The organism is Falsihalocynthiibacter sp. S25ZX9 (genome assembly GCF_041205405.1).
Lineage (GTDB): Bacteria > Pseudomonadota > Alphaproteobacteria > Rhodobacterales > Rhodobacteraceae > Falsihalocynthiibacter > Falsihalocynthiibacter arcticus.
Window position 1 is genome coordinate 1 of sequence record NZ_JBGFCD010000055.1, and the last position, 1,336, is coordinate 1,336.

The following is a 1,336-nucleotide window of genomic DNA, read 5'->3' on the forward strand; positions in this document are numbered from 1 at the left end:
CAGAGGTGGTCCTAAGTTTTCGACCAGTTTGCAGCCTTGTTAAGGTGGATCAGGGTTTCATGTCAGGCTGCTACTCTCATTGGTTCTGTTTTGTTGGCATAGGCCTCGTCGGGGGGCAAGATTCCATGGGTCGAGTGAGGACGTTCAGCATTATAGTAGGCCAGCCATTTCATGATACCGGCTTTTGCCTCTGAGCCTGTCTCAAAGGTGTGCAGATAGACGCATTCGTACTTGAGTGACCGCCATACGCGCTCGATCATCCGATTGTCGCGCCACGCGCCTTTGCCATCCATGCTGACCTTGATTTTGGCATCAGTTAGCACGTCGATCCAATCGCCGCTGGTGAACTGGCTGCCCTGATCCATTGCCCGGCAGGGTATTGCGAAGCAATGCCTGAGAGGGGGTGTTGAATATCTCCGGCGTGCCGTGATTGGCCAATGCCTCTTTCAGCGCCTCAACGCAGTTTGCGGCGTCCATGCTATTTGACAACCGCCATGCCAGCACCTTGCGGCTGTACCAATTCATAATGGCCACGAGATACAGGGAGCCGCGCCGCATCGGTATGTAGGTAATATCTGCACACCAGACCTGGTTTGGAGGGTCAATCACCGCGTTTCTCAGAAGATATGGCCAAATCTTGTGTTGCGGATGCTTTTTACTGGTGTTGGGCTCCTGATAAATCGGCACCAATCGCATGAGGCGCATCAAACGGCGGACACGATGCCGCCCGCATGCGTGGTTGTTGCGCTTCATATAACGTGCCATCTGGCGCGATCCATACCACGGGGTCTCCAAGAACTGCTCGTCGATGATCGCCATAAACCGCAGGTTCTCGACGCTCTCGCCCTTCGGTTCATAGTACAAATTAGATCGCGTTAACGTCAGCAATGCGCATTGCCGACGCATGCTTAGTTTATGATCCTGGCTCACCATTTTTTGCCTCGCGTCCCGAGCAACTGGTCCGAGGCATCGGCCAAAAAATCCCGCTCCATCCATTGGCCGGCAGGGGTGTTTACACCCCGAGAGGCACAAGCTGACCGATCTTCGAATGCAATTTGTCGACTTCAGCCGCGCTCACCTGTTCCGGGGCAGCACCTCGGCGCGTAAAAGCCGTCGTCATGTTTTCTATCGCTGCACGCTTCCACGTGCCGATCTAGGTCGGGTGAACACCATACTTCTTGGGCAACTCCGCAAGCGTCATCTCCTCGCGGATTGCTTCAAGCGCGACCTTGGCTTTGAACTCTGGCGAATGGTTCTTTCGTTTTTTCATTCTGGATCACTTCTCTCATCGTGCGATCCACCTTAACAACTGGTCCGAAATTCCGCGACCACCTCT

The 1,336-nt window shown here is 54.2% G+C and carries 1 pseudogene; it reads right to left on the minus strand.

The annotated features are described in order from the left end of the window. Positions 1-62 precede the first annotated feature (62 nt). Positions 63-1,270: pseudogene (locus AB9F29_RS21210) on the minus strand (IS3 family transposase). Between the last annotated feature and the right edge of the window lie 66 nt (positions 1,271-1,336).